At 63.6% G+C, this 23,315-nt stretch carries 28 protein-coding genes; 18 read left to right on the top strand and 10 right to left on the bottom strand.

All coding sequences use genetic code 11. The features are described from left to right. A partial coding sequence (locus HWX58_RS11735) for a DNA-processing protein DprA (protein WP_175987958.1) occupies positions 1-622 on the bottom strand: 622 nt, incomplete at its 3' end. A gap of 202 nt (positions 623-824) precedes the next feature. On the opposite strand from HWX58_RS11735, the gene HWX58_RS11740 reads away from it, so the two are divergent. Continuing rightward, complete coding sequence (locus tag HWX58_RS11740; protein WP_250646212.1) at positions 825-1,256, top strand: sulfate permease; 432 nt, start codon at positions 825-827, stop codon at positions 1,254-1,256. Positions 1,257-1,480: 224 nt separating this feature from the next. On the opposite strand, the gene HWX58_RS11745 is transcribed toward HWX58_RS11740, so the two are convergent. Continuing rightward, complete coding sequence (locus HWX58_RS11745) at positions 1,481-1,897, bottom strand: hypothetical protein (RefSeq protein WP_175987960.1); 417 nt, start codon at positions 1,895-1,897, stop codon at positions 1,481-1,483. 225 nt (positions 1,898-2,122) lie between these two features. On the opposite strand from HWX58_RS11745, the gene HWX58_RS11750 reads away from it, so the two are divergent. The 5 genes from HWX58_RS11750 to HWX58_RS11770 all read left to right on the top strand — a co-directional run bounded on the left by HWX58_RS11750 (position 2,123) and on the right by HWX58_RS11770 (position 6,113). Beyond that, positions 2,123-2,620: an ATP-grasp domain-containing protein gene (locus HWX58_RS11750; protein ID WP_175987962.1), complete on the top strand. Its 498-nt coding sequence runs from the start codon at positions 2,123-2,125 to the stop codon at positions 2,618-2,620. Then, a complete protein-coding gene (locus HWX58_RS11755) occupies positions 2,617-3,264 on the top strand; it encodes a hypothetical protein (protein ID WP_175987964.1) in 648 nt (215 codons plus the stop codon). The genes HWX58_RS11750 and HWX58_RS11755 overlap by 4 nt, the downstream gene beginning before the upstream one ends. A 278-nt stretch (positions 3,265-3,542) precedes the next feature. Then, entirely contained in the window at positions 3,543-3,803 is a 261-nt protein-coding gene (locus HWX58_RS11760; RefSeq protein WP_170154387.1) for a helix-turn-helix transcriptional regulator, read from the top strand. Next, positions 3,796-4,977, top strand: coding sequence for a tyrosine-type recombinase/integrase (locus HWX58_RS11765; protein WP_175987965.1), 1,182 nt, complete (start codon positions 3,796-3,798; stop codon positions 4,975-4,977). Before HWX58_RS11760 ends, HWX58_RS11765 begins: the two co-directional genes overlap by 8 nt. A gap of 170 nt (positions 4,978-5,147) precedes the next feature. Next, on the top strand, positions 5,148-6,113 hold the full coding sequence (locus tag HWX58_RS11770) for a nucleotide kinase domain-containing protein (RefSeq protein ID WP_217702988.1): 966 nt from the start codon (positions 5,148-5,150) through the stop codon (positions 6,111-6,113). Between the two features lie 9 nt (positions 6,114-6,122). Here the strand turns inward: HWX58_RS11770 and HWX58_RS11775 are convergent, their stop codons facing one another. Further along, on the bottom strand, positions 6,123-7,115 hold the full coding sequence (locus HWX58_RS11775) for a thymidylate synthase (protein ID WP_175987967.1): 993 nt from the start codon (positions 7,113-7,115) through the stop codon (positions 6,123-6,125). A gap of 6 nt (positions 7,116-7,121) precedes the next feature. Then, entirely contained in the window at positions 7,122-7,745 is a 624-nt protein-coding gene (locus HWX58_RS11780) for a hypothetical protein (RefSeq protein ID WP_175987969.1), read from the bottom strand. Positions 7,746-8,031: 286 nt separating this feature from the next. Between HWX58_RS11780 and HWX58_RS11785 the strand changes: the two genes are divergently transcribed. The 7 genes from HWX58_RS11785 to HWX58_RS11815 all read left to right on the top strand — a co-directional run bounded on the left by HWX58_RS11785 (position 8,032) and on the right by HWX58_RS11815 (position 14,662). After that, positions 8,032-8,619: a hypothetical protein gene (locus HWX58_RS11785; RefSeq protein ID WP_175987971.1), complete on the top strand. Its 588-nt coding sequence runs from the start codon at positions 8,032-8,034 to the stop codon at positions 8,617-8,619. Beyond that, positions 8,616-9,077, top strand: a complete 462-nt coding sequence (locus tag HWX58_RS11790) for a TIR domain-containing protein (protein WP_175987973.1) — start codon at positions 8,616-8,618, stop codon at positions 9,075-9,077. The genes HWX58_RS11785 and HWX58_RS11790 overlap by 4 nt, the downstream gene beginning before the upstream one ends. 259 nt (positions 9,078-9,336) lie before the next feature. After that, positions 9,337-11,076, top strand: coding sequence for a tetratricopeptide repeat-containing protein (locus tag HWX58_RS11795; protein WP_175987975.1), 1,740 nt, complete (start codon positions 9,337-9,339; stop codon positions 11,074-11,076). Between the two features lie 14 nt (positions 11,077-11,090). Beyond that, a complete protein-coding gene (locus tag HWX58_RS15440; RefSeq protein WP_175988113.1) occupies positions 11,091-11,720 on the top strand; it encodes a TIR domain-containing protein in 630 nt (209 codons plus the stop codon). Between the two features lie 580 nt (positions 11,721-12,300). Further along, on the top strand, positions 12,301-13,608 hold the full coding sequence (istA, locus tag HWX58_RS11805; protein WP_438268258.1) for an IS21 family transposase: 1,308 nt from the start codon (positions 12,301-12,303) through the stop codon (positions 13,606-13,608). After that, a complete protein-coding gene (gene istB, locus HWX58_RS11810; RefSeq protein ID WP_068476904.1) occupies positions 13,605-14,417 on the top strand; it encodes an IS21-like element helper ATPase IstB in 813 nt (270 codons plus the stop codon). Before istA ends, istB begins: the two co-directional genes overlap by 4 nt. Positions 14,418-14,467: 50 nt before the next feature. Then, a complete protein-coding gene (locus tag HWX58_RS11815; RefSeq protein ID WP_175987979.1) occupies positions 14,468-14,662 on the top strand; it encodes a hypothetical protein in 195 nt (64 codons plus the stop codon). Here the strand turns inward: HWX58_RS11815 and HWX58_RS11820 are convergent, their stop codons facing one another. Then, the gene (locus tag HWX58_RS11820) at positions 14,663-15,592 is read right to left on the bottom strand and encodes a hypothetical protein (protein ID WP_175987982.1); all 930 of its coding nucleotides are present in this window, start codon (positions 15,590-15,592) and stop codon (positions 14,663-14,665) included. Continuing rightward, positions 15,592-16,452, bottom strand: a complete 861-nt coding sequence (locus tag HWX58_RS11825; RefSeq protein WP_217702990.1) for a hypothetical protein — start codon at positions 16,450-16,452, stop codon at positions 15,592-15,594. The genes HWX58_RS11820 and HWX58_RS11825 overlap by 1 nt, the downstream gene beginning before the upstream one ends. A 147-nt stretch (positions 16,453-16,599) precedes the next feature. On the opposite strand from HWX58_RS11825, the gene HWX58_RS11830 reads away from it, so the two are divergent. Continuing rightward, a complete protein-coding gene (locus tag HWX58_RS11830; RefSeq protein WP_175987985.1) occupies positions 16,600-16,830 on the top strand; it encodes a hypothetical protein in 231 nt (76 codons plus the stop codon). Positions 16,831-16,933: 103 nt separating this feature from the next. On the opposite strand, the gene HWX58_RS11835 is transcribed toward HWX58_RS11830, so the two are convergent. Then, complete coding sequence (locus tag HWX58_RS11835; RefSeq protein ID WP_175987988.1) at positions 16,934-18,034, bottom strand: NAD(P)-dependent alcohol dehydrogenase; 1,101 nt, start codon at positions 18,032-18,034, stop codon at positions 16,934-16,936. A gap of 195 nt (positions 18,035-18,229) precedes the next feature. Between HWX58_RS11835 and HWX58_RS15445 the strand changes: the two genes are divergently transcribed. The 3 genes from HWX58_RS15445 to HWX58_RS11850 are packed head-to-tail and all read left to right on the top strand — an operon-like array spanning position 18,230 to position 20,201. Continuing rightward, complete coding sequence (locus HWX58_RS15445; protein ID WP_264675235.1) at positions 18,230-18,556, top strand: winged helix-turn-helix transcriptional regulator; 327 nt, start codon at positions 18,230-18,232, stop codon at positions 18,554-18,556. Then, positions 18,553-19,620, top strand: coding sequence for an LLM class flavin-dependent oxidoreductase (locus tag HWX58_RS11845; protein ID WP_175987992.1), 1,068 nt, complete (start codon positions 18,553-18,555; stop codon positions 19,618-19,620). The genes HWX58_RS15445 and HWX58_RS11845 overlap by 4 nt, the downstream gene beginning before the upstream one ends. Positions 19,621-19,643: 23 nt before the next feature. After that, complete coding sequence (locus HWX58_RS11850; protein WP_250646213.1) at positions 19,644-20,201, top strand: NAD(P)H-dependent oxidoreductase; 558 nt, start codon at positions 19,644-19,646, stop codon at positions 20,199-20,201. A 127-nt stretch (positions 20,202-20,328) separates the two neighbouring features. Here HWX58_RS11850 and HWX58_RS11855 read toward each other — a convergent pair whose 3' ends face one another. Genes HWX58_RS11855 through HWX58_RS11865 form a run of 3 tightly spaced genes read right to left on the bottom strand, consistent with a single transcriptional unit; the run spans position 20,329 to position 22,853 of the window. Then, positions 20,329-21,180 carry an NADPH-dependent F420 reductase gene (locus tag HWX58_RS11855; protein ID WP_175987995.1) on the bottom strand — a complete coding sequence of 284 codons (852 nt, stop codon included), beginning with the start codon at positions 21,178-21,180 and terminating at the stop codon, positions 20,329-20,331. 26 nt (positions 21,181-21,206) lie between these two features. After that, positions 21,207-21,851, bottom strand: coding sequence for a DedA family protein (locus HWX58_RS11860; RefSeq protein WP_175987997.1), 645 nt, complete (start codon positions 21,849-21,851; stop codon positions 21,207-21,209). Between the two features lie 42 nt (positions 21,852-21,893). Further along, on the bottom strand, positions 21,894-22,853 hold the full coding sequence (locus HWX58_RS11865; protein WP_175987999.1) for a methyltransferase family protein: 960 nt from the start codon (positions 22,851-22,853) through the stop codon (positions 21,894-21,896). Between the two features lie 60 nt (positions 22,854-22,913). Here HWX58_RS11865 and HWX58_RS11870 point away from each other — a divergent pair, with 60 nt between their 5' ends. Further along, complete coding sequence (locus HWX58_RS11870; protein WP_175988001.1) at positions 22,914-23,294, top strand: hypothetical protein; 381 nt, start codon at positions 22,914-22,916, stop codon at positions 23,292-23,294. The last annotated feature ends 21 nt before the right edge of the window (positions 23,295-23,315 follow it).

Genomic DNA, 23,315 nt, shown 5'->3' on the forward strand with positions numbered 1-23,315 from the left:
CTCCGACTCGTTCCAGCAGCTCCCGGTTGCCGGACGGGTAGAGCCGATCCAAGCCGCCGACCATCACGGCGAGAGTCTGCCCGCCTGTGGCGAGCGCGGCTCGGTGTGCGGCGGCGTCGATGCCGTAGGCGCCGCCGGCCACGATGATCCGCTCGGCATGCGTCAAGTCGGAGACGAGCTCGCCCGTGACGTGCTCGCCGTAGCTTGTGGCAGCGCGGGCTCCGGTGATCGTCACGCGATCACTCAGCGGCGCGGTGAGGAACGAGGACGCGCCGCGCACCCACAGGGCAGTCGGGGCACGGTCGCCCAGGTCATTCAGGGCGGTCGGCCAATCGTCGTCGCCGGGGATGAGGATGCGCAACCCGAAACGGTCGCTCTCCGAGAGTGCCTGCGTGACCGTGCGGGCATCCATTCGTGGGGCAACCTTGTTGCGCCACAGCCCGGCCTCGACCGCATCGACCTTCTTCGGGAACGCGCCGGTACCAGCTGCCAGGCGCACAGTCTCGACCGCGCCAACCGCTGCGAGGAGCCTGCCCGTCACCGCGTCGTCGGGCTCCAAGGTCGTAGCCAGAGCAACCCGTCCGGAGCGTTCGTCCTTGGCGAGAGAAGTGATCGTGACCATGCCCGGCTCCCGTCCGTGTGCCAGACAGGTGCACGAGCGCCACCCGAACGAGCGGGCGCACCTCTTACGGATGTCGCCGGGGACGCGTACCCTGGGAGCGAGGCAGATTCCTCCTTGATATGGCGTCCCACTACGGACAGGCCTTCGGGCCACTCTCTACGCACTGTCTCGTCACCTGACCGTGCCACGAGAGGACAATGCCATGATCCGGCTGCTCTGGGAGCTCAGCGCCCATGCCCGCTACTACCTGCGGCGCTACATGCCGACCAACATCGCGCTCGACGCGATCCGTACTCGCCGTGGTCTGAAATGGGGCCTCCCGGCGATGCTCCTCGCCGCGCCATATCTCCTCGGCGTGTACTACTGCGTCACCGTGATCGAGGACGGCGGCCCCGGCTGGCTCAACCTCGTCGTGCTCCTGTTCTGCTGGAACGCGCTCAAATTCCTCGTGATCGGCCCGATCAGCGTCATCCTGATCGTGCGCATCCGCATTCGGGAAGCCTTCGCCGGCCGAGGCGCGCTCCGCCAGCGAGAGGCGTTGAAGTCAGCCGAGTCCGCAACAGCCGGCACGGTTGAGGGACGGAACCAAGGCGGAAAAGACCTAGCCCTAACGACGAGGTTGACGGGACACTGAATACGCTCCGCGAGGCAAGCTCACCTGTCGGAGCGTCCCGGTAGAGTGTGACCTATCATCTACATCAACTCAGGGAGCTGCGATGAGTACCTCAGAATCCTTGTTCGGGATGCTCGCTGTCAGTGGGCAACGTCCGGAGCCTGAGCCGCGCCCTCGGCCCGCGCCCTCGACACTTACGGCTACGATCGAGACCTCCGATCACGGGTTCGGATACGTTCCGACGATTATCTCCAGTGTTGGCTGATGCCGCTTCGACCTGCCCGGCGATCACTGTTCGTCGAGCTCGCCCGCTCGTCGCCGATCAGAGTGGAGCGAATGCGCGGCACGGCGACGCTCACCGAGTCCATCGAAACGTCCGATTCTGACGAGTCAGTTGCTCCTCTCGTCTTGACCTCTCGCCAGTAACCTTGGCTCTTGAAGCACCGATCATCATCGGACATCGAGAAGACCCGCACGTTGTAGTAGTTGCAGATGCGCTTGTGGCGCGTGGCCACGGACCGTTCATAGTCGATCTGGAGTCGATCATGGATGATGGCGACGGTTCGGGACTCGTGATTGGCGACACCGGTTGCCTCGTGAACGCGGAGGGAGAGTCGATCGACCTCGATCGTCCCCGCGCCGGATGGTTGCGGCGTTTTCACCGTGCTGATTGGGGCCTCGGGGTTGAAACCGGTTCGGTGGAGGCTCTGGAATTGGGCACGTGGCACTCGGCCTACTCATGGCTGATAGATGCGGCCAACGTCAGCTGGGTTACAGAACCGCGTGCGCTTAGAGGCGCCGAGTCGAAACTGACCCAGTGGCGGACGGCGCGGACACTCGGTGTCCCTTACCCTCGAACGATGGTAACCACGAGCAGAGGCGCTGTCGTGGCTGCCTTCTCCGAGGAGGTGGTGGTCAAGCCACTCGGGACCGGTCAGTTCGTTGCCGCCGGCGACGTCAAGACAGTGTACGCCGAACCAATGATGCCGGACGATGATCGCTTGCGCGCCTTGAGTTCTGCGCCCTTCATCATCCAAGAACGCCTGCATGCATCTAGGCATCTCCGCGTGGTGACCGTTGGAGATCGCGTATGGGCGGCCGCTCTGGACGTGCAAGCGAGCGCTCCAGCAGATTGGCGACAGAGTTCGGCTAATCACTCGAATTTCAATGAAGTCAACGATGTGTCGCCGATTGTTCGGGATGGGGCTGTAGCGGTCGCGCGAGAGCTGGGGTTGGGTTACACAAGTCAAGACTGGATTCAGGAGCCTGGTGGCAAGACGTTCCTCATCGATGTGAATCCGGCTGGACAGTGGCTCTTCTTGCCTCGCGTGATTGGCACCGCCGTCGCCGAAGCGATCGCAGATCTACTACTCGTGACCTCATGAGTATGGCGGAGCTTCGTGACGAAGCGCGCATGGTCGCAAGCACAGTAGCTGGACTCCTCTTTGGTAGAACCGTGTGGCTACCGGAAGAGGAGGCGCCCGACACGAAGTGGATTGATGCGACTCACAAGCGAAACATCACCGTCGTTCGCGATATCTATCAAGATCGTTTGAAATCCGAATCGGAAGGCGTCGAATCTGTGCGGCGCCGTGCTGAGTTCGCGCTCACCGCGATTATCGCTGCGGTAGGGCTCAGCGCAGGTGCTTTCGAGCGGCTTTGGGCTGTCACTCCGGACTCTCCCTGGCCGCTCATCATCTGGATTATTGGTGTTCTAATCGTCGTCGTTTCTATCCTGATCTTCGGGGGCGTCGCGGTATCGAAGAAGGTTTTAGGCGTCGTGGACGTCAAAGAATTCGCCCACCTCAAGGACGGACAGCGCGAGGAGCTTCGTCAGTACGTCTGGGCAACGTACGTGACGTCAAGGACACGTCGCGCGATGGTCACGGTCTTCCGTGATGGGTTCCTGATCGCGTTGCTTGGCTTGGTATTGCTCGCAGTCGCTCACGCCGTATCGTGGGCAGCTCCGCTGGATGACACTCCCGCGCCCGTAGTCGTCAACATCATTAGTCCTTCTCCCACTCCATAAATGGACGTCGAAGTGACTACGTTCACAGGGTTTTGGGTCCGAGAAGGTGTCGGTCGGTGCCAGGAACCCGCTTCAAGTGTCAGGGGTGACATGAGACGACCTGTATCGTCGGGTGGGCTGTCTGCGAAGATGGCAAACGGCGGACCTTCCGGGGGCGTGGGGTCGGACGCATCGCCCGATCTGCGTGACCCGTCCATACCGCAACAGCGGTTGCGTCCCTCGTCTCGAGAAGCACCCGGACGGCATCGCTGCGTGTCATAGGCTTTGAGACTGTAGGGATGAACGAAGAACAACGGTCCAACCCTCACGGTCTCGAACCGCTCCTGAACATCGACGAACTCGCGGGCTACCTCGGCGTGCCCGTCTCCACTATCTACGACTGGCGTACCAACGGCAAAGGGCCGCGCGCCTACCGCTTCGGCAAGCGCATCATGTTCGGTATCACCGACATCCGCGCCTGGATGGACACCATGCGCGAGCCCGCCGCCCCTTCCGGAGCTGCCACCTTTCCTGGAGCGGGGGAGGGAGCGCGTGGGTAGGCCACGCACACCGATCGGTACCTTCGGCGTCATCGCCATCCGCGCCCGGCCGAACGGCAACCACGTGGCCCGCGCCCGGTACCGGGACTGGGACGGGAGCAACCGACTCGTCCAAGCCACAGGGCCCTCACGCGCTGCCGCGGAGCGCAAGCTCAAGCAGAAGCTCGCCGAACGCTCCCTCTACCAGCCCGGATTCAACGGGATGAGCGCCGACAGCTCGTTCCCAGAGCTCGTCACGTTCTGGCTGGAAGACATGGAGATCGAAGACCGCCTCTCCCGAACCACGAGGAATCTCTACGAGCGGGACATGCGCGCCCTCGTCTTCCCTGCATTCAAAGACCTCACGCTCCGGGAGATCGGGGTCGCCCGTTGCGACTACTTCCTCAAGCAACTCGCCAGACGCAGCTACAGCCGCGCCAAGCACGCCCGCGTCGTTCTCCGACTCGCGCTCGCGCTCGCGGTCCGACACGAGATCCTGCCCCGCAATCCGATGGACCACGTCTCCCGGCTGCACCGGAAGAAGACGATCCCGGACGCGTTCACGATCGGCGAGGTGCAGGAGATCCGTGCCGCGATCAAGGCCTGGGAGTCCCGGCGGATAGTGGCGGGTCCGAGGCCGGATCGGCAACTCGGGCAGATCGTCGAGGTCATGCTCGGCACCTCCGCCCGCATCGGCGAAGTCCTCGCCATCCGCCTCCAGGATCTTCACGTGGATGACCCGATCCCGACGGTACGGATCGCCGGGACGATCATCAGCCGCAAGGGTGAGCCGACGCACCGGCAGGATCATCCGAAGACGGATCGCTCGGTTCGCCGCGTCGCGCTGCCGTCGTTCGCGATGCAGGCGATCCGCTCGCGCCTGCTGCGTAGCAGCGACACCGAACCAGGCGCGCTGTTGTTCACCACGCGGGTCGGGACCCCGCACACGACGAACAACATCCGTCGGCTCCTGCGCGACGTGATGGACGCGGCCGGGATCGAGAACGTCACCCCGCACCGCTTCCGCCGCACCGTCGCCACGGTTGTCAACGACGCGCAAGGCGCGCTCCTCGCCTCCGAGCTCCTCGGGCACACCGACCCGCGGATCACGATGCAGCACTACATCCAGCGCAGCGAGACCGTGAACCCCGCCACGGCTGAGCATCTCGAGCGGGCGTTCGGGACGGCAGGATGAGGCATGTCGCGGGCCGAGAGGCGTGCGATCCGATGGGGTGTGCCCCCGCTGCTGGGCTTGGCGCGCCTCCGAGCTCGGCAGGGCTGTCCATGGCAACCTTGAAAGAAAGTAATGACCCACGGGACGGAGTGCGGATGCGCCGCGTACGAGTCGGTCGCCACAGCGTTCAGGTGTCCGAGGTTCTCTCTTCCTACTGGTATTTTGCTGCTGAGCGGCAACATGTCTATCACGCGAGGTTACGAGGAGAACCGGGGCCTTGGACCGATGATCCGGTTATCTCGCGGTTTCGCTTTACGAACGCGTATCGCGCGGCTGACCGTGTCTCACAGGACTTGATCCGCGTAGCTTACGAAGGCTCTCAGAACGCAGCTGACGTTGTGCTTCGGGTCATGCTCTTCCGCTTCTTCAACAAGCCATCGACGTGGGAGGCGCTGGAGTCACGGTTTGACGAGATCACGGCCGATTCGTTCGACGTCGATACGTTCAGTGGTGTTCTCGATCTTCTGCTCGCGCGTGGGGAAAGGGTGTACTCAGCGGCCTACATCGTCCCGCCACCGCCCTTCGGCGCAGCTCGTAAGCACCGCAACCATTTGCTACTGATCGAGCACATGATGAGATCAGGAGTGGTGGCGCAGGTCGAGGCTGCCAAGTCGCTTCGGGAAGTGTTTGAAACGATTGCGTCGTACCCGTCGCTGGGTCCTTTCCTTTCCTATCAGCTTGCGATTGACCTCAACTACACTTCGGTCATCGATTTCGATGAGAACGACTTCGTTGTCCCGGGCCCGGGTGCACGCAGCGGGGTAGCGAAGTGCTTTCCAGATCTCAATGGTGCATCCGCTGAAGATGTGATTCGTTGGATGGTCGATACACAAGAGGACCAGTTCGACCAGAACGGAATCCAGTTCAGCGATCTCTTTGGTCGCGCGTTGACTCTCATTGATTGTCAGAACCTCTTTTGCGAGACGGACAAGTACGCACGAGTGATGCATCCTCACATCCGTGGCGTCGGCGGCCGTAGTCGGATCAAGCAGCAGTTTGCGCCTCACGGGCTGCCTGCGACACCGTTCTTTCCGCCTAAGTGGGGAATTAATGAGCGCGCTTCGGCCGATCTCGCCGAGCCTGCGGTGACTGCCTGAGCCCGGTTTTCAGTGCTGCTGGTGGTGGCGACGACCAAAGTACTCGGTCGCTGCGGCCGTCAGGCCACTGTCCCCGACTTCTCTGATCAACTGATTAAGAAGATCAGGGTCGGCTCCGCGTTTCGCTACCCAGAACACGTCGATCATGCGAACGTAGGCAATCAGGAGGGGGTCAGTCAGGCGACATTCGAGCTGCTTGAGCTCGTGCCCGGAACGCAACTGAGCTTCGAGCCGCATCCATTCTTCGAACTCACCGCTTGACCTTTCCCAGTCGGTATCGAATCGCGCCTGTGACTCATCATTGGGAAGCTCGCCCGAGCTCGGCGGTGCGAGCACGACCTGGGAGGCTTTGTCAAAGTGCCGCTCGTACAGGTGCAGAGAGGAACTGAAGAAGACGAGGCGGCCGGGATCGTGGCCGAGCCAACGGGCCATCATTTCGAGCAGTAGGGTCCACTCGAAGGTGTTGATACCCGAGAACCCCCACCAGATATCGGTACTGCGCGCCGCCACATGAAGGTCGAGGTGCCCGTCTCGGACTATGAAGTGGAGCCAGTTGTTGCACGGAATATCGCGGCTGGCGACGAAGTCGCGATCTGGGTCGTAGATGCTGATGACCGCACGCCGAGAGGACGGGTCGGAGCGGAGGATCTTGACAACCTCCGAGAGCTGGTCGACCCCGTTCCAGTCGCGTAGTCGCGGACCGTAGCCTGCTCTCCACGTAACCCCGTCGTCAGAAAAATCGGAGGCGCGCCTCAGATACGCTCCAAGGTAATCCAGATCGTTACGTCCGTAGATCACCCACATGCTCTCGGCGATGGAGGCAAACACATTGTTGTGCCGGTGGGGCACGATGACATGCCGGGCGCGAACGTTTGAGATCTCGATGAGCCGAGCGCGCAACTCACGTGTGGTCTCGCCGCGGACCTCGATGGTTTCACCGGCGTCGATGATGCATCGCAGTTCCTCCATGAACGCGGTTTGGGCATCCTTGTAGATAGTCACGAAAGGTCACCGTGCTTGTCCCAGGTAAGCAAGCCCTCGTTCGAGGAGGCTTGCTGTTACCAAAGCGTATGTTGACTCTTCGCTGCCGCTCGGAATGACAACCGCGAGATCAGAGTGCTCTTCGATGAGCGCACGGTAACCCGCCTCTACGCCCTCTGTGTTGTTGCCGTCAACATGATGGGGTTCAACGAATACAAACACGACCGATGGGACGATAGGCGCCCAGATCGTTTTGATGAGCTCGCGAAAGCTCCCCTCGGACAACCCAGATTGCTCCACCGATCCGCCGTACCACCCGTAGGCGAGGGCCGACCACCACCAGCGATCGAGGATCAACGACTGCATCTCGACCGCCCGCTCGAGTTCTCGGATCGACTCAGCGTGACACGCAAGATGCGCGAGTTGCTGCGCCAGACCCGACGTGGGTCTCTCGTCGGCGGTCGCGCCCTCCAACGCCAGATACACGCTCTTGGTGAAGGGAGTGAAACCGCTCGGCATGTGGGCGAATACCGTCGAACTGTTCCCGACCGCAGCTCGGAGTCGCTCCAGCTGCGTCGACTTCCCGGTTCGGTCGAGTCCCTCGAAGACGACGACGGCACCTGGTCGGATGACGAGGCTTGTCTCAGACATCCCAGCTCCTCCGCTCCATCCAGCGTGGCTCCCGGGATGTGTCAGAGGTCACCCCTAGCATCAAGGTATGCGAGATGACGGGGTTACGGCGGGAGGCGCGACGGCGCGTCGCCTCGGCGACCCGTGGCGAGAGCTATCGGACGCTGGACGTGGATACCTCTCTGTCTACTTTTCGGAGCCTCTCGCCCGATGGCCGGTTCGCGAGATCACTCGGCCTGCAGACAACAAGAGTGACCCAAACATCGAGACCGGAACCTACGGGCTGTTCTCCACCTGTGAACCATCGATGCGAAACCGCATCGTCAACGACGGCGCGGCGACCGTGTTTTTTCTTACGACTAGAAGGAAGCACCAAGGTCGTGTTGTGTCCGGCTACTACCACGTCGGCTGGTACACCGAAGGTACTCAAGGGGCAGTGAATCGCGACTACGCTCTCGCGGCGGCAACCATGCGCTTCATTGAGCCCATCCTGGCGAGCGACCTGCCCGAACCGTTGGCGACAATCTGCTCTGCTCAGTTCCGTACGATGAAGCCGATAGACGTCGCTACGACTTCAGAACTCCGTAAACTCTGTGACAATCGGCCAGACCGCACTGCAGATTACCTGAGCGAGGTGGCCCGCGTCGAGACATTTGCCCGCGCCCGATCTGGATATGCATACCCATCGTGGGGGAGGGAGTTCGGCTTCACCTGGGACGACGCCGCCGGCTATTACCAAACCGATGCAGAACTGTCCAAGGTTCCGAACAGCTCCAAGAACCGCAAGTGGCGATGCCGCGAGTGCGGTTACTTCATCAAGAGCGGCGCTCTACTAAAGAGATGCCCGCTTTGTAAGCAGATGGCGACTCTTGCGCCAGCCGAGGAGGACGCATGACCCGTCGCGTATTCATCAGCTACCAGCATGCCGATCAGATGAAGGCTCGCGGCCTCAACCTGATGACCTACAACAAAAACGTCAACGTGGACTTCACCGGACGACACTTACTCGACCCCGTAAAGAGCCAGAACTCCGACTACATCAGTCGGAAGATCAAGGAGAAGATCAAGGGGTCATCGGCGACGATCGTGCTCATCGGCAAGGAGACGGCGCAGAGCGAGTGGGTCGAAAAAGAGATCCAATGGAGCAAAGAGCAGGGGAAAGGGATCATCGGCATCCGTATCGACCCCGATGCTCCTGTGCCCGAAGGGCTAACAGAGTATGGTGCCGAGATTCTCGACTGGAGCTCGCCATCTGACGTCAACCAGTTCGACGACGCGATCGAACGAGCGATCGCTGCCACCTCTCGGGGCAAGAGTATGCCGATGAACACGCCAACCACATGCGGTCGATGAACTTGATAGCACCCCAGGCACGCATCGCGGGGCGTCCTGCATCGGAGGTAGCCAAGTGATCATTCTGTACGCGGGAGTTCAGGCCGATGAGGTTGGACGAGCAGTGGCTCGGTTGCCCGAAGGGTCCGAGGAAGAGCTTCTGACACGGCTCAGAGGGCTCTTTCAATCGCTTCAGCCAAGTCGCTTGGTTGGAGCACTGGCTTCTGGTTCAGACATTCTCTTTGCTCGCGCGGCGTTGTCGGAGGGTATTCCACTACGCGTGCTCCTGCCCTTCGCGAAGGAGGATTTCAGGAGAACTAGCGTTGAGCCAAGGGGCGCTCGCTGGCTCGCACATTTTGACCGGATAGTCAGTGACGTGGCCGTCGATTTAGTAGAAGGGGATCGTCCAGTCCAAGAGACCGCGGAAGCGTTCAACGAACACAACCTCGCCATGCTTGACGACGCCGGCGCATTGGTTGAAGGAACGGACGAACGCGTCTGGGTCGTCGCTATCCGCCCGACGCCCGACCCCGGGGCGCCGACGGTCACTGACAACCTCGTTCTACGAGCCGAGGAGAGGGGGCATTTCGTGTTGGATTTGGCTCCCATTCATGACCAAGTATCGGCTTTCATCGTCATGCCCTACGGGGTTAAAAAGGATGTTCGTACCGGGAAGAAGGTGGACTGCGATCCGGCTTTTCACAGGGTTTATCGTCCACTGTTGGAAGATGCTGATATTAGCTGGAACAGGGCAGATCTCGAGACCGACAGTGGAATCATACACTCGGGCATGATAGCGGCCTTAGCGAATTCTGACCTCGCATTGGTTGATCTTACGGCCACGAATTTCAATGTCGCGTATGAGCTCGGCGTTAGACACATATTCGCAGACCGAGCTACCGTTCTGATCAATCCACATGTTGAAGGGCACGCGCGCTCCGCCCCACCCTTCGATATCAACATGATCCGCATTCATTCATTCACGCGCGGGCAGGCGGTTTCGGATACGCAAGCCGAGGAAGCAATTCGAGCCCTGCGACCTGTTATTGAACGCGTGACCAGTGAACTCGAAGTGGATAGTCCAGCGCATAGCTGGTTCGATCTCGCCGCGTTGACTAGACCCTACTCCCAGCTCTCGCAGGTCGCCGCCGCGTTAACCGTTGAGAACGGGGCGCGCGACAGGATAAGTGTGGCGATCAAGTCATCTGACGCGGTCGCGATGAAGGCTGCAGCGGAATGGGTAGCCAGCGCGACGGAAGTCCACGAAGGGCTACGTCGCAGCCTCCGGATCGAACTGGCTATTGGACTGCATGCGGAAGGGGCCTACGAGGACGCACGGGCGCTACTAGAACTCACTCAGCCAACCCCAGATGATCCGCTACATCGAATCTGGCTTCAGGAGAGCGTCATGGTCTACCGGCGCTTAGGGGAGGATGCACAAGACCCCGAAACCAGGCAGGAGCTCTGGCGCACGGCTCGCACATATCTTGAGGACGCCGAGAAGGCCGGGTACGCGGACTCTGAGACATACGGTAGCTGGGGAGGACTGATCAAACGAGAGCTAGAGAAGCAGCTCGACAGCGGGGATCCAGCCGTTGCGGTGAGTCTTTTCCGGGAGATGGCAGAGAAGTATCGTGCCGGCTTCGAAAGCGACCCTAGCTACTACACGGGGGTCAACCTGCTTATGGCACTTCGCCTCGGCGGGCGGGAGAGAGACGATTCCTTCCGAGAGGAATTTAACGAGGTTCTCACGGTCTCCCGTTTCCTCAATAGGCTTGCGATCGCGGACGGGCCGACTGACTACTGGGCACTTGCAACACGCGCGGAACTGACGCTGCATGAGTGTCTTGAAGGCGGTAAGCCTGTTGACGAGGTTGCGGAACAGTACGCGGAGGCGGCTCGGCATGGCAACGCTGATCAGGTTCGATCCACGAAGTACCAACTGGGCTTCTTGGCTAGGTATGGCGACCCGGAAGATGTTATTGAACGGCTCAGGGCAGTAATAGAGCAGGCGCGTTAGGAGAATCTGTGGGCATGTACAGTTCGCGCACCCAGGGCGCGCTACGGGAGTTGGCTGCAATAACACGGCAGTACCAAAGTGTTGCGGAGGGAGATCGAAAGACAGCATCGTCGCCTATTCGTCATAAAGTGTTTATTAGCTATCACGCAGTGGATGCGGTGGAGGTTCTCGAGTTCATTGAGGGGAACACCGATGTTTTCATACCGCGAGCTATAGGCATGGAAGAAGATGGCTCCGACATCATAGATTCGACGAACGTCGCGTACATCCGTCAAACGATCAAGTCCAAGTTCCTGCGGGACTCGACTGTGCCTCTCGTGGCGATTGGTGAGTGCACCTGGGCTCGAAAGTTTGTGGACTGGGAGATATATACGAGCCTTCGTTCGGACCCCACTCCGAACGGGCTTCTAGCAGTTCAGCTCCCGTCAGTCGCTGGGTCTAGCCCTAGCATCCCCGCGCGGTTGTCGGCCAACCTTGCGCCTAACGGCGAGACGGGTTACGCGAACTACTACGTTCCGCCCACGAGCCAGAGCTCCTTGAGAAGCTGGATTCAGGAAGCCTTCGATGGACGAACCTCTCGCGCATCGTTGCTCAAGGTCGGCGGCAAGTTGCGCGAGCGGAACTCGCCATGCGAACCGCAGTGAATGTCCTGTCAACCAAATGCAGGTGCTTCCGGGCCACGACAGTGCGCTGGTTTGAAGGCGGAGCGGTTGGGGTCCGCATTGAGGGGGACCAAAAGGGGACCAGAATCATGAAATCCATGCATCTCGTGACGTGCTCTGCATGATCTGAGACCCGGAAACACGCGGATTTTGGCCCCGGCGTATGCGTCTGGACGCCTGGGGGTCAAGGGGTCGCAGGTTCAAATCCTGTCAGCCCGACCAAATGCGAAGGTCGGATTTCCGCGGAATCACGCGGGAGAACACGAAAGGGCACCTGCCGGACTACTACCCGGCAGGTGCCCTTTCTCTCACAGGCCTCTCACGACGCCTCGATTTGCGCGGATTCGGCGGCTACTACTCCGCCGCTCCGCTCACACAGCGATCGCGCGTTCCATCGCCTCCGCGGTGACGGCGCTCACTGAAATTCCTCGGTTCTGCTCATCGAAATTCCCCACTCTGGGTCGCTCCGCCGCATGAGGCGGGCCTTCCTCGATGCTGGTGGTCTCTGACCACACACCAGCCGGAGGAAGGCCCTGTTCTCATGCTCTCAGAGAGGAGCAGCGTGGACATCCACGCTCTGAAACGGCAGGGGATGACGATCAGCGAGATCGCCCGCCGCACTAACCATGACCGCAAGACCATCCGCGCGTATCTGAACGGTGAACGTCAGCCCGGGATGCGTGAGCGCACCATCCCGGACTCGTTCGACGCGTTCGTCGACTACGCCACCGCGAGACTGACCGAGGACCCGCACCTGTGGGCGGTGACGCTGCTCGACGAGCTGCGACCGCTCGGTTACGAGGGGTCGTATCCGACGCTGACGCGGCAGATTCGTGCCCGCGGGCTGCGTCCGGCGTGCACCGCGTGCGCGCACGTCACCAAACGCGCAAACGCGGTCATCGAGCACCCGCCCGGGGAGGAGACCCAGTTCGACTGGGTCGAGATGCCCGACCCGCCCGCGCATTGGGGGTTCGGCCGCAAGACCGCGTATGTCCTGGTCGGGTCGCTCGCGCACTCGGGTGTCTGGCGGGGCGTGATCTCCCCGTCGATGGACACCCCGCACCTGCTCGCCGCGATGACGACCCTGCTCGCCCTGCTGGGCGGGCTCACGAAGACCTGGCGGTTCGACCGGATGCGGACGGTCCTGGACCACCGCACCGGCGACCTGGTCCCGCAGTTCGCCGCGTTCGCGAAGCACCACGGCGTCACCGCGGTGGTCTGCCGGCCGAGGTCGGGGAACAGGAAGGGCGTGGTCGAGAAGAACAATCACACCGCCGCGCAACGCTGGTGGCGGACCTTGCCCGACGACCTCACCCTCGAGCAAGCGCAGGCCAGCCTGAACACGTTCGCCGCAGGGCAGGACGACCGGCGGCGTGGGGGCGAGCTCGGGACGACGACAGCGTCCGCCCTGTTCGTGAACGAGCGGCTCAGACCGCTACCTGCGGTTGTGTTCCCTGTGATCATCACAGAGGAGCGCACCGCGACCCGGCAAGCGCTGATCGACTGGCGTGGGAATCGCTACTCCGTCCCGCCCGAACTCGCCGCCGCGAAAGTCGAGGTCCGGCAGCGGCTCGGCGCGGACATCATCGACATCGCCACCGCATCGGGGACGGTCGTCGCCCGCCACCAGGTCGCCGAACCCGGCCTCGGCGTCACGATCCGCGACAGCGGCCATGTCACCGCACTGGAGGCCATCGCGATGGCGTCAGCGACACCAGGACGCCCGCACCGCCGCAAAGAACGCATCCCACCCGGCAGCGCCGCGCTGCGCGCTGCCGCAGCCCTCACCAGCGCTGCAGCGCAGCCTTCGACCGTGATCAGCCTGGCCGCTTACGAGCAGGCCGCGAAGAACAGGAACACCCTCCGATGACCACAACCACAGCCACCACGACGGCAGCGAGCGTCTATCAACAGCTGCGCGGCCACCTCACCGACCTGAAACTCGCCGACGCCGCGGACGCCCTCCCCGCCGTCCTCGACCAGGCGCAAGCCGAAGGATGGACCCTGACGCAAGCCCTCGAGCACCTACTGCGAGTCGAGGTCACCGCCACCGACGCCCGCCGCTTGGCTGGCCGGTTCCGTTTCGCGAACCTCCCCACCGGGCAGACCCTGGACGACTTCGATCACGACGCCGCATCCGGCATCGACCGGTCGCTGCTGGCCGAGCTCGGCACCTGCCGGTTCATCGACACCGCCACCAACGTGCTCCTGATCGGCCCGCCCGGCGTCGGGAAGACCCACATCGCCACCGGCCTCGGCCACGCCGCCGTCACCGCCGGCTACCGCGTCTACTTCACCTCCGCCGCCGACCTCGCCGCCCGCTGCCACCGCGCCGCGATCGAAGGCAAGTGGTCGACGATGATGCGTTTCTTCGCCGGTCCGACCCTGCTCATCATCGACGAGCTTGGCTACCTGCCACTACCCGGCGAGGCCGCCTCAGCCTTGTTCCAGGTCATCAACCAGCGCTACCTGAAGACCTCCATCGTGATCACCACGAACCGGCCGGTCGGAGCCTGGGGCGAGATCCTCGGCGACACCACCGTCGCCGCAGCCATGCTCGACCGGCTCTTGCACCGATCCGTCGTGATCACCCTCGATGGAGCCTCTTACCGGCTCCGCCACCACGCCACCGCCGCAGACGAACTCCGCCGCGTCACGACCGGCACGAACCTGCGCTAACCTGACCACGCGACCTGAGGAATTCCGATGAGCAACTCTGGGGAATTTCGATGAGCGCCATCAGCGGCCTGCTCGACGCCCATCGCCCCGCGCTCCGGGAAGTACGCATCCAGGAACACAGCGAGCGTGTGACCGAGCCACGCCGCACTCGCGGACGGCGGGGACGCCGCAATCCAACCCTCGACATCATCGTGCAGTTGGCCGTGGCACTCGAAGTACCTCCCGCTGATCTCCTCAGCGGCTGACTACTGCTCGTTCCAGACTTCGCTTTCCTTCAACGGCGGCTCGCCCAAGATCTTTCGGGCCGCGTCGAGTGATGCCACGGCCTCACCGAATGCCAGGGTGTCGAGGTGCGTCGCGTCGATGGTTATGGATGCCTTGCTGTCGCCCTCCACGACCCGCAGAGCGCATGCCGCACCGATTGGTTTGATCTCTCCGACAAGCCGCGCAATGAAGCGCGCGTCGTCGAGAATCACGTACTCCGCTTCTCGCATGTAGGCGGCGACGACCGTCTCGCAAGCCTTGTACGCCTGTTCGAACACCGCCCTGATATCGACGGGCTCCGTGAAGCCCTCCCACAGGGCGGCGCACTCACGCCACTGACGCTTGTACTTCTCCTGTTGCGACGCTTCGACGTTGTGCGCGCAGACCCCCAACACGTCGATGACGGGACGTACTCGCGTCTCGCCCGTTTCCGGGTCCTCGTCCGAGGAGATCGTGATGGCGGACGCCGCCGGAGGACGGTGCTGGTCCAGGTTACGAAGCATCCAGACAAGGCGGAAACAACGGTGCTGCCGGTAGAGCCGATCGAAGTTGTCTGGGGTGCTACTCCCCATCGGCAAGTCGAGCGTCCGAGCACTTGTCTCGACCATCGAACGGAGCGTCGTGAACGCCGTGAGGGCGGCACTCAGGCGACCACTGAGTCGCGACCGGTACGGACCGCGTTGATACTCCAACTGGCCCACCGAAGGCAATTCAGCGAAGAACGTATGCAACTCGTTCAGAGCATCGACGATCGGGCCGATCAGCGCATGCCCACTGAAGTCGCGGAGCCGTGCGAGAGCCGCCGGTATGCGCTCGCGCTCCTCAAGGGAGAGCGGGCGCACCAGCCGGATTTCACTCTCCCCATTTGGCCCGACCATCGCGCCGAGGGACCAATCATCGCCTTCGAGCATCAGGGCTCGTCTCGGACAACAACGCCCGCGGAGAACCAACCCACGAGCGTCGCCGCGAGTTGAACATGCCCGGTCGCCTCAGCAACCGAGTATCCGTGCCCCGAATGCCGGTGCTGTTCGGCGAAGGCGAGCGTTTCGAGCATCCCGATCAGGACAGCGAGATGGTCAGGGTGGCCGTCGTCTCGCCGTGCGAACGCCAGTCCCCATCCCTGTTGCTGACGGAGCGCGCCGACGATCTTCGACAGTTGGGGCTTCTTGTCCTTCGGGATGACGACGCTTCCGGCGGCGGCCTCAACCGCCGGAATGCCTTCGCGGAGAATCTTGCTTGCATCAGGGGCCATGCCTTGCATCTCCCGCCAGGCGTTGGCGAGGTGCTGACCGGCGGTCGCGTTCGAGTCTCGGATTGCGGCTTGCGCGAGTTCCTCGATGCCCTCGGGCATCCGTCTTGCAAGCCGGTAGTGGCTCTCCTCTCGAACGATCAGCACCGCAGAGCCGGTGCGCTCCATGTGGGTACTCAGGCGGGCCACGAGAGCAGGCATCGTGCGCCACTGCGTCTCCGGAGCGTACGTCGAGAGGAGCAAGTCGACCACCCGCAGCGTGAACTTGTCGCCCTGATCCGTTACGGCGCTAACGAGGTCGTCCGGTTCCACCGGGTCGGCGAGATCGAATGGAGTACGCAACGAGGTCTCGACAAAATGGACCATCGCCGAGTCGACTCGCCCGTACCGCGAGGCGGCGTGGAACGTCTGCCTAAGCCACTCCTCGATTGGCCCTTGCAGGCTCTCCGGGATGGGTTCTCGGATGATGTAGAGATCGGCGACCTCTTCTTCGGTCGCATCCCACGGTTCCCAAGGCTTCACGGTGTGGAGCCTATTGGGTCCGAACCGAGGTTAGACGGGGACACGCTAGACGGACTTGCCGAGGCAGCGTCTCACGATTGGGCGTGAGGAACGAACTGACTCGCCCCGGTATGTCGGGAGACAGGATTCCTTGGAAGGATCTGTCTTATGGGACGTCCCAGTAAGTATTCGCGCGAGCTTCGTGAGCGCGCTTTCCGTATGGTCGCCGAGGTGCGATCCGATTATCCGAGCGAGTATGCCGCGATGACCGCGGTCGCGCAGATGCTCGGTGTTGGGTCGCCGGAAACGATCCGCACCCGGATCCGCCGGGAGCAGGTCGGTGCGGGCGATCGGCTCGGAGTTACGACCGACGCCGCGGCGGAGAGCAAGCGGGCGTAGGAACGAACTGGTGACAGGTTGACACCAGTTCGTTCCTACGCCCGTCATCGCCTTTCCTTTCGGTCAGGCCCGACCAGATCCGCCGTTAATCAGACAGTCCCCGTCAGAAAGTGATGACAGGTTTGAGGACGGTGCCGTTTTCGCTGTCTTCGAAGGCGACGTTGATGTCGTCGAAGTTGTAGGTTTTGATCATCTTGTCGAAGGGGAAGTCTCCGGCTTGGTGGAGCGCGATGAGTTCGGGGATGAACGTTTGCGGGATCGCGTCGCCTTCGACGATCCAGGTGATGGAGATGCCGCGGGCGAGTGCACTGGGCATGTCGATGATGCCTTCGCTGCCTGGCGCGGAGGCGCCAATGGCTCCGGCACGTCCGCTCATGGCGAGGGCGTCGATCATCTGCTTGAACACGAACTTGTTGCCGGTGGTGTCGATGGCAAAGTTCGCTCCACCCCTGGTGATCTCCTGAATGCGGGCGACGGCATCTTCTTCTTTACCGTTGATCGTGTGCGTGGCGCCGAATCCGATCGCGGCGTCGAGGCGGCTGGGGATGATGTCCACAGCGATGATGGTGTGGACACGGCTGGCAGCTGCGGCCATGATTGCGGACATTCCGACCGCGCCTGTGCCGAAGACAACAAGGCTGTCGGCGGTACTCGGCTTGAGCACGTTGAGCACGGCGCCGGCGCCGGTCTGGATTCCGCATCCCAGAGGCCCAAGGAGTTCCAGGGGGATCTCCGAGTCAACCTTGACGACACTGCGCACGGACACGTTCGTCACTGAGGCGAAGGATGACTGCCCGAAGAAGTGCGAGCTGATCGGCGAACCGTCTGCGGCGCTGAATGCGGTGGTGCCATCCGGACGGCTTCCCGCGAAGTTGCTGGCATAAAGGTTCGCGCAGTAGGCGGGGTGTCCGGAAAGGCATGCGGAGCACACGCCGCAGCTGTTCACGCTGAGCACCACATGGTCGCCAGGCGCGAGGTGGGTGACGGCTGCGCCTACTTTCTCGATGATCCCGGAGCCCTCGTGCCCGAGGACGATCGGCATGGTGGTGGGAATCCACCCGTCGCGCAGGACCGCGTCGGTGTGACACACGCCGCTGGCGACCATGCGCACCTGGACCTCGTTCGCGCGCGGCTCGTCGAGTTCGATGTCCTGGATCGTCAGTGGTTGCTTGACCTCGGTGGCGACGGCGGCTTTGACCTTCATGATGCTCCTGCTCGTGTTGAAAATGTGACGGTCGCGGGCAGGGCAAGACATGGCTAGCGGTGCCTCGCGTTGCAGACCGGGAGCTATCGCAGTTGATGCCTCCGGCCGCTCACACCATGTTACTCTCTTTTTGTGAGCAAAAGGTTGGATGTCCCACCCCCGAACGAGGGCGCGTGCGCGGCGTTCCTCGCGGCAATGGCCGTAATCGGTAAGCGGTGGAACGGGATCCTGATCCAAGGATTGGGAAACGGCCCACGCCGCTTCGGAGAGCTACGCGACCACGCGGTCGGTATCAGCGATGCGGTCCTGGCTCGTCGGCTAGACGAGCTGCTGGGGTGCGAGTTGATCGCGCGTGTCGAGCCCACCGACGGCGGCGCACGTCACGTGTATGCGTTGACCGAGAAGGGGCGGGCGTTGCTGCCGTCGTTGGATGGTTTGACGGCGTGGAGCACCCAATGGCTGGCTGAGCCCGGTGCGACACATAGTCAGAGCCCGGCGCAAGGAAACGAGGATTCTGTATGAGTTTCGATATCGGTGTTTACCACTTCGGAGAGTTGACGGCCGACCCGGTCACCGGGGCGCGGAAGAGTCCTGCGGAGCGTTTTGATGAGCTGATCGAGCAGGCGGTGCTCGCTGATGAGGTGGGGTTGAGCGTGTTCGCGGTCGGCGAGCATCACCGTTCCGATTTCGCGGTGTCCGCGCCTGCTGTGGTGTTGGCGGCGATGGCCGCGCGCACGACCCAGATCCGTCTCTCCAGCGCGGTGACGGTGCTGAGCTCGGATGATCCGGTGCGGGTGTTCGAGCAGTTCGCGACTCTCGATAACCTGTCCCACGGCCGGGCAGAGCTGATCGTAGGGCGCGGGTCGTACACGGAGTCGTTCCCGCTGTTCGGATACGACCTCGCCGGGTACGGCGACCTGTTCGAGGAGAAACTGGACCTGCTGATGGCGATCCAAGCATCCAACCCACTGACCTGGTCGGGACGCCTGCGCCCCGCACTCCACAACGCGGATGTTGCGCCGCGCGCCTTCGAGGATCGAACCCTCCCTGTCTGGGTCGGCGTGGGCGGGACACCGGCGTCTGCGGTGCGGGCGGCGACACGCGGGCTCCCGATGGCGCTCGGGATCCTCGGCGGGCGTGTCGACGGCTTCGCCCCGATTGTCGACTTGTACCGCGAGGCGGGCGCACGTGCCGGGCATACACCCGAGCAGTTGCGGGTAAGCGTGAACGGTCCCGGGTTTGTAGCGAAGACGAGTCAGGCAGCGATCGAGATCTCTTACCCGTCGTTCGCGCAGGGGATGAGGGAGAACTTCCACGAACGCGGCCAGGGCGTTCACATGCCGCGTCGCGCCTACGAAGCATCCGCGTCTCCCGCGGGTGCCCTGTTCATCGGGAGTCCGGCGGAGATCGTGGACAAGATCCTCCGCCAGCACGAAGCCTACGGGCATGAGCGATACATCATGCAGCTCGGATTCGGGAACACCCCGCACCGCGAGACGTTGGAAGCGATCGAGCTGCTCGGCACCGAAGTTCTCCCTCAGGTCCGCGCGGCCCTTGCCGGCGTCACTACGGATGATGCGGCATGAGTAGTCCACTACGTGTCGTAACAGTGAACGGGAGCTATAGCGCGCCCAGTAAGACCGGAGCCCTTCTCGAACTCGTCACCACGACACTCGCCGACCACTTCGACCTCGACGTCACCCGCGTGGAGGTCTCAACCCTCGGACCCGGGTTTACCAGCGCGCTGGAACGCACCGCACTCAGCCCCGAAGCCCTCGCGGCGGTAGAAGCGGTCGAGCAGGCCGATCTTGTGGTCGCCGGAACTCCCGTGTTCCGCGGCTCCTATACCGGGCTGTTCAAGCACTTCTTCGACATGGTCGACCAGTACGCCCTCGCCAACCATCCGGTGCTCCTTGTCGCAACGGGTGGAGGCGAGCGTCACGCGCTCGTCCTCGAGCACCAGCTGCGCCCCTTGTTCGGGTTCTTCCAAGCCGCCACGGCCCCGGTCGGTATTTATGCCTCCACGGGCGACTTTGACGGCACCACGATCCTGAACCCCAAGATCTACTCCCGTATCGACACCGCCCTCGGTGACCTCAAACCGCGCCTCCAGGCAGCGATCGCTGCCGACACGGATGCCCACGCCGTGGCTGCCACGGCTGCGTGAAACCCTTATCGCACGACCACAAGAAGGAGCTCCCGTACGACTTCGCGGCACTGGAACCGCCTATCTCCGGCCGACGAAGCGACGAGACCTGCGCATGCCGCCATGGTAGACCTGGGCGGTCGCGCGATCACGCCCCCGCGGCCTCCCGGGCCCGCCGAACGACGATGCCGCGCTGCGAGTCCCAGAATCCGTCGAGCATCGCACGCAACTGGTCGGCATCGACATCCGCGCCGAACAGTTCGGAACCGGGCTCGAGCATGATCCCGGCGGCGAGCGGCCCGGCGTGCACCGCATCGAATCCGAGCGTGTCGATGAGCGCTGAGACCACCGCCACATCGGCAGCGGAGCCCCCGGCGACGGCGATCGCCTTCCGCCCTGCCGTCCCGGCCGGGCGCGCCTCGTCCTCGAGATCCTCGTAGCCCATGTGACTGAGTGCCTTGACGACGCGGGCGCCGGCCAGATGCTCCTGCACGAGTTCGCTCGTCGATGTGCGCGGATCACTGAGATCATCGCGGATGCCGTCGGACGCCCACCAGTAGTTCATGGCGTCGATCACGAGCCTGCCGCGCAGTGCATCGGCGGGCAGCAGCCGGTACCTGCCGAGCGGGAGCGCGAGGACCACGGCATCCGACTCGGCGATCACCGTCTCGCTCGACGCGGCGATGGCGCCGAGCGCCCGCATCCGCCCGGAGATCACGGCCGGGTCGCCGGAACGCGCCACGAGCACGCGCAGCCCTGCGGATGCCGCGAGCCGGGCGAGCATGCTTCCGAGCCGGCCGGCACCGAGGATGCCGAGAGTCTTGATCGAACGGGCGGCGGTCACCCTGTCATCGTATGGCCGGTCCGCATCCCCGGCGCGGCAGCGGTTGGGACCCGGCCGCAGCCTTTTTCCATTCCCCCGACGACTGGAGCGCGTCGACGTCGGCGAAGTCGACCGAGTCGAGCAGGATGCGGGCCGAATGCGTGCCGCCGAGCGCATCAGCGGCTCTCCCGCCCGTTCGTCTGTCAGTCGACGGTGATTCTATTGCGCCGCAGCTGCCGGACCCGGATGACGAGCCAGACGACGAATGCCACGACGACCGCGGCGATCACGACCTTCTGGAAGATCCCGGCGTAGTCCTCGACGATGTGCCAGTTGGCGCCGAGATAGAAGCCGGCGAGCACGAAGATCGTGTTCCAGATCGCGCTGCCGGCGGCGGTGAGGAGCGTGAAGCGGATCAGCGGCATCCGCTCGATTCCCGCGGGAATCGAGATCAGGCTGCGGAAGATCGGGATCATCCGACCGAAGAACACCGCCTTGGAGCCGGGGCGCTCGAACCAGGCCTCGGTGCGTTCGACATCCTCGATCTTGATGAGCGGCATCCGCTGGGCGATCGCGTACATGCGGCGCCGGCCCAGCCACGCCCCGATGCCGTAGAGCGCCAGCGCTCCGACGACGGAGCCGACGGTCGTCCAGATGAGCACCTCGACGAGGCCGAGCGTGCCCTTCGCCGCGGTGAATCCGGCCAGCGGCAGGATGATCTCACTCGGCAGCGGGGGGAACAGGTTCTCCAGCGCGATGGCGACGCCGGCGCCGACACCGCCGAGGGTCTCCATGAGTGAGACGGCCCAGGCCGCGATCGCGTTGAGGTTCTCGGCTCCGGCATCCATGCCTTCCAGGGTAGGAGACCGGCCCTGAGGATCTGCGCAGAGTCACCGGATGTTCACGTCGGCGCGGAACGGCCGCAGCTGCGGGATCCAGCACCGTACAGCCGAGGCGTACTCGGCGTACTCGTCGCCGAATCGCGCCGCGAGATCCTCCTCCTCGAGCGGGCGGACGATCCAATTCCAGATCAGAGACCCGCTGAGGGCATACACGACGACCAGCCAGGATCCCGCGAGCAGACCCACGGAGACGCCCTGGGCGATGCCCGCGATCGCCATCGGATTGCACACGAACCGGTAGGGGCCGTCGATCACCAGTCGCCGCGCCATCGCCGACGGCAGCGGTGTGCCCTCGCCGCGCGTCGACATCGTGTAGGCCGACCAGAGCCCGAGCCCTCCGGCGGCCACGAACAGGAGGCCGCCGCCCCACCGCACCTCCGCGGGGACATCGAGGTGCAGGTGCCAGCGCTGCTCGAAGAAGACGATGATCGCCGGGATGACCCCGAGGAACAGCCCCCAGAACACGACGATCTGCAGGGCGGAGCGCGTGATGTGCTCCCGGTTCGTCGTCGCCGTCGCGAGCCGGAACGAGAACGGGCCGAACAGGATCCACTCCGTGGGCAGGCGGCCGAGCAGCACCAGCATCCCGGCCCCGATGCTGCCCGCGGTGGCGGCGATCATGCACAGCACGCCCCACCCCGCCAGCCCGGTGACCGTCGCGTACACGCCCAGGGCGGCGGTGACCATCGCGGTCCACGGCACGACGACCCAGACGGCGCTGCGCACCCCGAGTGCGACGATGCCGGAGGCGAGCACGAACAGCGGAACATCCAGCGCCGCGACCCAGGCGGGGTCGAGGTGCCCGAGCGTGAGCTCGCGGACCGTCCCCGACCGCTCGGGATCGGACAGCGCGACGGCGATCCACCATGCGGCCCCGAGCAGAGCCTGCGCGGCGAAGTAGAGCCGGCCCGTCCGAGCTCCCAGACGCGAGAGCAGCGTTGACGGCATGCAGCGAGTCTAGAGCGAACCGGGGGTTGCCATGGCTACGGCGCTTCGTAGGCTGTAGCCATGGACAGGACGATCATCATCGCCGAGCCGGCTGCGATTCCGCACGGGCATCGCGTCGAGGTGGTCGAACGCGTGGACGAGAACGGCGAGCGCGCGATCGTCGCTCTGACGGACCTCGACACCCGGATCCGCTACGAGCATGCGCGCCCGCCGTCCGCAGGGGCGGTGAGCTGGGTCGGCCGGGTCCTGGAGTGCACGCTCCACACCGGCAGGTCGGGCGTCAGCACCACGCTGCTCGTGGACCCGACCGGCCCCGGCGCGGCCGAGGCGGACGTCGCGCTGCGCGGGGCGGATGCGGCGGCATCCGCCGTCACCGACGAAGCACTGCGCTGGGGCGGGGCGGACCGCAAGCCCGAGCCGGAGGCGCCGCGCTTCTGGTGAGCGCGGCGTGCGCGCCGGTTC

The sequence above is a fragment of the Microbacterium tenebrionis genome, from assembly GCF_903645325.1.
Classification (GTDB): domain Bacteria; phylum Actinomycetota; class Actinomycetes; order Actinomycetales; family Microbacteriaceae; genus Microbacterium; species Microbacterium tenebrionis.

Bases quoted from the DNA above. Each gene is read 5' to 3' on its own strand.
- HWX58_RS11740 (WP_250646212.1), top strand. From the start codon at position 825: ATGATCCGGCTGCTCTGGGAGCTCAGCGCCCATGCCCGCTACTACCTG.
- HWX58_RS11755 (WP_175987964.1), top strand. From the start codon at position 2,617: ATGAGTATGGCGGAGCTTCGTGACGAAGCGCGCATGGTCGCAAGCACA.
- HWX58_RS11760 (WP_170154387.1), top strand. From the start codon at position 3,543: ATGAACGAAGAACAACGGTCCAACCCTCACGGTCTCGAACCGCTCCTG.
- HWX58_RS11780 (WP_175987969.1), bottom strand. From the start codon at position 7,745: ATGTCTGAGACAAGCCTCGTCATCCGACCAGGTGCCGTCGTCGTCTTC.
- HWX58_RS11785 (WP_175987971.1), top strand. From the start codon at position 8,032: ATGCGAAACCGCATCGTCAACGACGGCGCGGCGACCGTGTTTTTTCTT.
- HWX58_RS11790 (WP_175987973.1), top strand. From the start codon at position 8,616: ATGACCCGTCGCGTATTCATCAGCTACCAGCATGCCGATCAGATGAAG.
- HWX58_RS15440 (WP_175988113.1), top strand. From the start codon at position 11,091: ATGTACAGTTCGCGCACCCAGGGCGCGCTACGGGAGTTGGCTGCAATA.
- istB (WP_068476904.1), top strand. From the start codon at position 13,605: ATGACCACAACCACAGCCACCACGACGGCAGCGAGCGTCTATCAACAG.
- HWX58_RS11815 (WP_175987979.1), top strand. From the start codon at position 14,468: ATGAGCGCCATCAGCGGCCTGCTCGACGCCCATCGCCCCGCGCTCCGG.
- HWX58_RS11820 (WP_175987982.1), bottom strand. From the start codon at position 15,592: ATGCTCGAAGGCGATGATTGGTCCCTCGGCGCGATGGTCGGGCCAAAT.
- HWX58_RS11830 (WP_175987985.1), top strand. From the start codon at position 16,600: ATGGGACGTCCCAGTAAGTATTCGCGCGAGCTTCGTGAGCGCGCTTTC.
- HWX58_RS11835 (WP_175987988.1), bottom strand. From the start codon at position 18,034: ATGAAGGTCAAAGCCGCCGTCGCCACCGAGGTCAAGCAACCACTGACG.
- HWX58_RS15445 (WP_264675235.1), top strand. From the start codon at position 18,230: ATGGCCGTAATCGGTAAGCGGTGGAACGGGATCCTGATCCAAGGATTG.
- HWX58_RS11845 (WP_175987992.1), top strand. From the start codon at position 18,553: ATGAGTTTCGATATCGGTGTTTACCACTTCGGAGAGTTGACGGCCGAC.
- HWX58_RS11855 (WP_175987995.1), bottom strand. From the start codon at position 21,180: ATGCGCTCGGCGGCACGCATTCGGCCCGCATCCTGCTCGACTCGGTCG.
- HWX58_RS11860 (WP_175987997.1), bottom strand. From the start codon at position 21,851: ATGGATGCCGGAGCCGAGAACCTCAACGCGATCGCGGCCTGGGCCGTC.
- HWX58_RS11865 (WP_175987999.1), bottom strand. From the start codon at position 22,853: ATGCCGTCAACGCTGCTCTCGCGTCTGGGAGCTCGGACGGGCCGGCTC.
- HWX58_RS11870 (WP_175988001.1), top strand. From the start codon at position 22,914: ATGGACAGGACGATCATCATCGCCGAGCCGGCTGCGATTCCGCACGGG.